This window comes from Tannerella sp. (genome assembly GCF_052170195.1).
GTDB lineage: Bacteria > Bacteroidota > Bacteroidia > Bacteroidales > Tannerellaceae > Tannerella.
The window spans coordinates 68,437-76,101 of record NZ_JBQNAZ010000012.1; the positions used below are offsets into that span (position 1 = coordinate 68,437).

Here is a 7,665-nt window from a genome sequence, read left to right on the forward strand (position 1 = left end):
GCTTATGAATTATTCAAATTCTGCGATATATATGAAAAGAAAATGGAATTATCAATGGTTGCTTGCCGTAACCTTGTTACTAGTTATTACATCGTGTAACCATGTGAAAAAAGAAGGAGTTGAGATTTTGAAACAATCTGATTTTCCCGCACCTCCTGTTGCGGAAGTGATGCCTGATACGTTTACGAATTTCGGGCAACAGCGTATTGACGATTATTTTTGGTTGAAAGACAAAAATAATCCTAAGGTGATAGACTATCTGAACGCCGAAAATGCGTACACCGATACGGTGATGGCATCGACGAAAGGCCTCCAGCAGACCATTTACGACGAGATTCTCGGCAGGATGAAGGAAGACGACGAGAGTTACCCGTCATTCAAAAACGGTTATTACTACTACAGTCGTACCGAAAAAGGCAAGCAATACCGTACGCATTGTCGGCGGAAAGGCTCCATGGATGCACCGGAAGAAATTATCTTCGACATCAACAAGATGGCGGAAGGCAAACCGGCTTTTATTTTCAGCGGTTACTCCGTCAGCCCGGATAACAGCAAGGCCGCGTATCTCTATAACGAAACCGGTTCGTATGCCGAATTTACCATGAAGATCAAAGACCTCGCTTCGGGCGAGACGGTCGGTTTCGAAGTCACCGGAGCAGCTTCGATGGCGTGGGCGAACGATAATAAAACGTTATTCTACAGTTTGATTGATAAAACATTACGCTCGTCGAAAATCTATCGTCGGATGCTCGACGCCTCCGAAGGCGAGTTGATTTATGAAGAAACGGACGCACGTTTCAGAACATACGTTTCGGGTAGTAAGACGAGAGAGCAGATTTTTATTTTGTCCGGAAGTTCGACGACCTCCGAAACGCGCTATGTCTCGGCCGATCATCCGACTGATGCGTTTAAAATATTCATGCCTCGGGTGCAGGATGTGGAATACAGTGTGTATCCGCACAAAGACAAGTTCTTTGTACGTTACAAGGATAAAGAAAATCTGAACGGTATGATTTACGAAGTGCCGCTCACGGGCTACGAAGACCGTACGAAGTGGAAGGTGTTCGTACCGCACGATAAGGATGTTCGTATTGAAGACATTGATATTCTGAAAGACTATGTGGCGCTGGAGTTGCGCAAGAACGGATTGGCTGAAATTCATATCAAGCCGATCGAAGGCGGCGAAACGAAAACGATCGCTTTCCCCGAACCGGTCTATTCGGCATGGCTGGGCGGAAATCCCGAATACGATGCCACGACGATTCGTTATACGTACACTTCGCTCAACCGTCCGACTACATTATATGAATATACGATTACAAACGGCGAGACGGCTAAACTCAAAGAGCAGGAGATCCCTTCCGGCTTCAACCCCGACGATTATACGGTAGAGCGCCTTTGGGCTACGGCGCCCGACGGCGTAAAAGTGCCGATGGCCATCGTTTATAAGAAAGGATTGAAGAAAGACGGATCGAATCCCGCTTTGCTTTATTCGTACGGCAGTTATGGCAGCAGTTCCGACGTGTATTTCAGCACGAGCTATTACAGTCTGATCGACCGGGGCTTTGTGTTCGGTATCGCGCAGATACGTGGCGGAAGCGATCTGGGCGAACAGTGGTACGAAGACGGCAAGCTGCTGAAAAAGAAAAATACGTTTACCGATTTCATTGCGTGCAGCGAAATGCTGATTAACGAAAAGTATACTTCACCCGACAAGTTGGCGATTATGGGCGGAAGCGCCGGAGGACTGCTGATGGGAGCCGTTGCGAATATGCGTCCCGACTTGTATCGGACGGTAGTGGCGCAAGTACCGTTCGTCGATGTGATCAATACGATGCTCGACGAATCGTTGCCGCTCACTACGGGCGAGTACGAAGAGTGGGGTAATCCGAACGAGGAAGAGTATTATCGGTATATGCTTTCTTATTCGCCTTACGACAATATCAAGGCGCAGAATTATCCCAATATGCTTGTGACGGGAGGAATCAACGACTCACAGGTGCTGTTCCACGAGCCGGCGAAGTATGTAGCTAAACTTCGTTCGATGAAGACGGATGATAACATCCTGATTCTGCATATGAACATGGATTCGGGACATGGAGGCGCCACCGGTCGTTACGACGGTATCAAAGATACGGCTTTCGAATTTGCCTTTATCCTGAACAGGGTAGGAATCAACAAATAAAGCCGGATCGGTAATCAATCGAAGATGAGAAAAGGGGGGATGTCTTTCAGTGGCATCCCCTTTTTTTGTGTCCGGACACGTACACATTGAGCGAGCGATATAGCTTATTTCTTATGTTTTTAAGGAAGTTATTCAATGCGTTGGCTCGGGGTTTTCCGTATTTTCCATAAATATCGTACCTTTGCACGATTTAATTGCAGCCGGAATGAATAAGAAGAATAAAGAGACATTGTATTTGCGGGAAGCTTTCAGCGAGATAGACGATTCGGTGGGAATCGTGATGCCCATCCTGATGGAATGCGACAAGGATGAAGATTTTTCCGAAGGGATCGATAAAGTTGGTGAAAGTTTACCGATTCTCTCGTTGCGAAATATGGTGCTGTTTCCGGGCGTGGCCATGCCTGTTATCGTCGGGCGGGCCAAGTCCATGCGCCTGATTCGGGAAGCCTCGCATAAAAAGATGATGATCGGGGTGCTGTGTCAAAAGGAGACAGAGGTCGAAGACCCGGGGTTCGAAGACTTGTATACGATCGGTGTCGTGGCTGAAATACTGCGGGTACTGGAAATGCCGGACGGTTCGACAACGGCTATTCTGCAAGGCCGCAAACGTTTTCAGTTGCATGAACTGACGGAAACGGAGCCTTATCTGACCGGGCGCATCTCTCTGTTGGAAGATACGCATCCGAAAAAGAGCGATCGCGAGTTTGAGGCGCTTATCTCAACCATCAAGGACCTTACGGTAAAGATGCTGACAGCATCCGGTGAGCCTCCCCGCGACCTGATCTACTCCATCCGCAACAATCAGAATGCAATGTATCTGATCAGTTTTGCATGCTGCAATATCCTTTCGCATTCGCCCGAAAAACAGGAGCTTTTGGCCATCAACGACCTGAAAGACCGTGCATATCGACTGCTGTTTATTCTCAACCGTGAGTATCAATTGATCGAACTGAAAGCATCGATTCAGATGAAGACTCACGAAGACATCAACAAACAGCAAAAAGAATATTTCCTTCAACAGCAGATCAAAGCCATTCAGGAAGAGTTGGGTGGAAATATGAACGACATCGAGATCAAGGAGCTGCGCGAGAAGGCGAAGAGCAAAAAATGGCTGAAGGAAGTCGGCGAGATCTTCGAGAAAGAAGTCGCCAAGCTCGAACGTGTTCATCCGCAATCGCCCGATTATTCGATACAGTCGCAATATGTGCAGACCATCATCAGTCTGCCGTGGGGGGAATACAGCAAGGATAATTTCAACTTGTCGCATGCACAGCGGGTCTTAGACCGCGACCATTACGGCATGGAGAAAGTCAAGGAACGTATTATCGAGCATCTGGCCGTGCTGAAGCTCAAGAAAGATTTGCGTTCGCCCATTCTGTGTCTCTACGGGCCTCCGGGAGTCGGTAAAACGTCGCTCGGTAAATCGGTGGCCGAAGCGCTGGGGCGGAAATATGTCCGCATTTCGTTAGGCGGCCTGCACGATGAAGCCGAAATTCGCGGACATCGCCGTACTTATATCGGCGCGATGGTAGGGCGGATCATTCAGAATCTGCAAAAGGCAGGGACATCGAATCCGGTGTTTGTGCTCGACGAGATCGATAAGGTCGGTAACGACTTCAAAGGCGATCCTGCTTCGGCGCTGCTCGAAGTGTTAGACCCGGAGCAGAACACGACGTTCCACGACAATTATCTCGATATCGATTACGACCTGAGTAAGGTTCTGTTCGTTGCAACGGCCAATAATCTGAATACGATTTCACAGCCGCTGCTCGACCGGATGGAACTGATCGAGGTGAGCGGATATATTCTGGAAGAAAAGATCGAGATTGCCGTGCGTCATCTGATCCCGAAACAGATGGAGCTGCACGGGATTCCTAAGCATACCGTCAAATTTCACCGTCATGCCGTGCGGGCGGTGATCGAGTCGTACACGCGCGAGAGCGGCGTGCGTGAGCTGGAGAAGAAAATCGCCAAGATCATGCGACGCATCGCACGCAAAATCGCTTCGGACGAAGAAGTACGTCCGATGATCAAGGCGGAAGACCTCAAAGAATATCTCGGTGCCGTGGAATATACGCGCGACAAGTATCAGGGCAACGAGTACGCCGGTGTGGTGACGGGGCTGGCGTGGACGGCTGTGGGCGGAGAGATTCTTTTTGTAGAGTCGAGCCTGAGTCGCGGCAAAGGGTCGAAGCTGACCATCACGGGCAATCTGGGCGATGTGATGAAGGAGTCTGCCATGCTTGCGCTCGAATATGTGCATTCGCATGCCGGACAGTTTGGCATTGACGAAGAGCTGTTTGAAAACTGGAATGTGCATATCCATGTGCCTGAAGGAGCCATCCCTAAAGACGGCCCGAGCGCCGGCATTACGATGGTGACATCGCTTGTCTCCATTTTTACGCAACGAAAGGTGAAACGTAATCTGGCCATGACGGGCGAGATCACGCTGCGCGGCAAGGTGCTTCCCGTGGGCGGCATCAAGGAGAAAATCCTCGCGGCCAAGCGTGCCGGCATCAAGGAGATCATCCTTTGTGCCGAGAACCGGAAAGATGTGGAAGAAATCAATGCGATGTATTTGGAGGGGCTGACCTTTCATTATGTCGACGACATCACGCAGGTGCTCGACCTCGCTTTGTTGTGCGAGAAAGTGAAACATCCGCTCTTCGGGTAAGCGTGTTTCCGGAACAGGCAGGCGTTCCGGAAACGGAAGAGCGGAACGCGCCGAACGCCGTCAGTCAAACATCAAATTAAATTCGTCTTTTAACTTCGACAGCAGCGGATTGATTTCGTTCAGCAGCTCGAACTTTTCTGCCGACGTATAGGCCAGCCTCTTTTCGTTCGCTTCGTCGATGCGTATCTTTAATTGAATCTTTCCGTTCTTCAACTGCGTGCGGAGTGCTTGCAGGATAGAGGCATTATGATTGAGCAGCTCTTCCTGCTGTCCGGGGTTGTGTACGACGACCTCGAACAGAAACTCCTCTTTCAGTACGGGCTGACAGTTGATCATCGTATTTTTCAGATGTACTTTCTTCTCTATCGTTGCGGCAAACGCATTCCAGCAGCCAATCAGCTCCTCTTCGGTGAACGGATTCGTTTCCTGCAAAGCCTCTTCGGTATGATACGTAACCTGTGTTTTTGGGGTGGTCTCCAAAAGACCGGTCAGAGACGTGTTCGTAGGACGTCGGTTAATCGGTTTCCGCGGCGTTTGGGTTGCGCTTGGCGTACTCGTTGCGGCGAGCGTCGGCGTCTGTGTGGCAGGCGGTATGGAGGGGCTTGCGCTACGATGCGTATCGGATGCGGGCAAACCTTCAACCGCCCGAAGCAGTCGCAGCCTCAGTCGCTTTTTTTTTTAGCCTCGGCGATCGTAGCAGGGCCGGCTTCCTGGAGTTGACACAGCTGAACGAACGTCAGCTCGAGCAAGAGTCGCTTGTTCCGGCTCTCGCGATAATGCAGATCGCATTCATTGGCCAACTCAATAGCCTGATACAGCAGCCAGTCGGGACACTGCCGGGCTGTTTCGCGGTATCGGTCGCGGATCGATGCGCCGATTTCAAAAAGCACGATCGTGCTTTCATCTTTGCAGACCAACAGATCGCGGAAGTGCGAGGCCAGCCCCGTGATGATATGCTGTCCGTCGAACCCTTTCTCTATAATCTCGTTCAGGATGAGCAGGCTTGTCCGTATGTCTCCTTCCAGAATGGTGTCCGTAATGCGGAAATAATATTCGTAGTCCAGCACATTGAGGTTCTCGATCACGGCCTTGTAGGTAACGTTTCCGCCCGTGTAGCTGACTACCTGATCGAAGATAGACAAAGCGTCGCGCATCCCCCCGTCGGCTTTTTGTGCGATGACGTTCAGCGCTTCGGGTTCGGCCTTCACCCCTTCCTCGCCGGCTACATATTGCAGATGTTCTACGGCGTCGACGACCGAGATGCGTGAGAAATCGTATACCTGACAGCGTGACAGAATGGTCGGCAGAATTTTATGCTTCTCCGTCGTAGCCAGAATAAAGATCGCATAATGAGGCGGCTCTTCGAGTGTTTTGAGAAAAGCGTTGAAAGCGGCCTGACTGAGCATGTGTACTTCGTCGATGATATAGACCTTGTATTTCCCCACTTGCGGCGGGATACGTACCTGCTCGATCAGCGAGCGGATGTCATCGACCGAATTGTTCGATGCCGCGTCCAGCTCATGGATATTCAACGACCGTTGCTCGTTAAACGACCGGCACGACTCGCACGCATTGCATGCCTCGCCCGCGGGCGTCAGATTCATGCAGTTGATTGTCTTGGCAAAGATACGCGCGCACGATGTCTTTCCCACCCCGCGAGGGCCGCAGAACAGATAAGCATGTGCCAACTTATTGCTCAGGATAGCATTCCGCAGCGTAGTGGTCAGAGATTTTTGCCCGACCACGCTGTTGAACGTCGACGGACGGTATTTTCTGGCTGAAACGATATAATTTTCCATTTTCTTGTGTTGCCGGACAGCGATGGGGCGAGTATGTATGCACACCCCCGGACGGTGTTTTGTATCTGCCGTGAAATCCGGTTTGTTTTCTTGCAAAGGTATGGAATATTTTTCATACTTTTGCACAAACTCTCAACAGGTATGTCCGAAAAAGAAAATTTCTATACGAAATATCTCTCCAAGTTGAATCTCTACGTGGTCGTGATCGCCGTATTCATGATCATTACGTTTGCGGTGGGCGACAGCAACCTTTACGTGCGCTATACGTATGACGATAAAATCCGCAGCCTTGAACGTGAGATTAAGCATTACCGGAAAGAAATCGAGACGAATCGCCGGAAGCTCGAAGATCTTCATACGAGCAAGGAGAGATTGGAACAATATGCCCGCGAAGAGTTTTACATGAAACGGAAAAACGAAGATATTTTTATTATCCGGGACTGATGGAATTACGCATACGCACATGGATTTATATGCTTTCGGGGGCGCTTGTGCTCGTCGGGGCGTTGCTGTATATCACCCAATGGAAGTATGCCCCCTGGCTCTTCGCGGTGGGAGCGGCTGGCGTAATGGTCAGTTACCTGACCGCGCCACGGAACGAAACGGATTTTCGCCTGCGACGGTTGCACCGGTTGAATATGTTTGCCGGAATCGCGATGATCGTCGCGTCGGTGTTTATGTTCAAACAGCGTATGGAGTGGGTGCCTTGCCTTTTGATTGCCGCGCTGATTCAACTGTATACCTCTTTCGTCGCGAAAGACCGGAAATAAGTAACTCGTTTTTAGCAATCTTTGCCAAAGCATCCCAAACGATCAAACATCGAAGTTATCTTGACTTTTTCTTACCTTTCACTTTTTTGAACAGAATTAGTATAAACGTGGGCATAGTTTCATGTTTACTAACTAGTCAGTTTGGTGTCAAACCTGTTTAATACGCTTCTGTATGAGTCCATCCATGCATTGATTCTTTCGATGCTATCTCTCTTCATGTAAAGAAGTTCATCAAGG

4 protein-coding genes and 2 pseudogenes are annotated in these 7,665 nt (G+C 49.7%); 4 read left to right on the plus strand and 2 right to left on the minus strand.

Annotated elements, in window-relative coordinates; translation table 11 throughout:
• The first annotated feature begins 31 nt into the window (after positions 1-31).
• Positions 32-2,185, plus strand: coding sequence for a S9 family peptidase (locus tag ACTTKA_RS05260; protein ID WP_442724241.1), 2,154 nt, complete (start codon positions 32-34; stop codon positions 2,183-2,185).
• Positions 2,186-2,390: 205 nt separating this feature from the next.
• Positions 2,391-4,859, plus strand: a complete 2,469-nt coding sequence (gene lon, locus ACTTKA_RS05265; protein WP_442724242.1) for an endopeptidase La — start codon at positions 2,391-2,393, stop codon at positions 4,857-4,859.
• A gap of 60 nt (positions 4,860-4,919) precedes the next feature.
• On the opposite strand, the pseudogene ACTTKA_RS05270 reads toward lon, so the two are convergent.
• Positions 4,920-6,658: pseudogene (locus tag ACTTKA_RS05270) on the minus strand (DNA polymerase III subunit gamma/tau).
• Between the two features lie 141 nt (positions 6,659-6,799).
• On the opposite strand from ACTTKA_RS05270, the gene ACTTKA_RS05275 reads away from it, so the two are divergent.
• Together ACTTKA_RS05275 and ACTTKA_RS05280 are read left to right on the plus strand one after the other, a co-directional pair.
• Positions 6,800-7,102 carry an FtsB family cell division protein gene (locus ACTTKA_RS05275; RefSeq protein ID WP_074453597.1) on the plus strand — a complete coding sequence of 101 codons (303 nt, stop codon included), beginning with the start codon at positions 6,800-6,802 and terminating at the stop codon, positions 7,100-7,102.
• A complete protein-coding gene (locus tag ACTTKA_RS05280; RefSeq protein WP_442724243.1) occupies positions 7,102-7,428 on the plus strand; it encodes a hypothetical protein in 327 nt (108 codons plus the stop codon). Before ACTTKA_RS05275 ends, ACTTKA_RS05280 begins: the two co-directional genes overlap by 1 nt.
• A 128-nt stretch (positions 7,429-7,556) precedes the next feature.
• Here the strand turns inward: ACTTKA_RS05280 and ACTTKA_RS05285 are convergent.
• Positions 7,557-7,665 (minus strand): annotated as a pseudogene (locus tag ACTTKA_RS05285) (IS5/IS1182 family transposase); the annotation flags it as partial.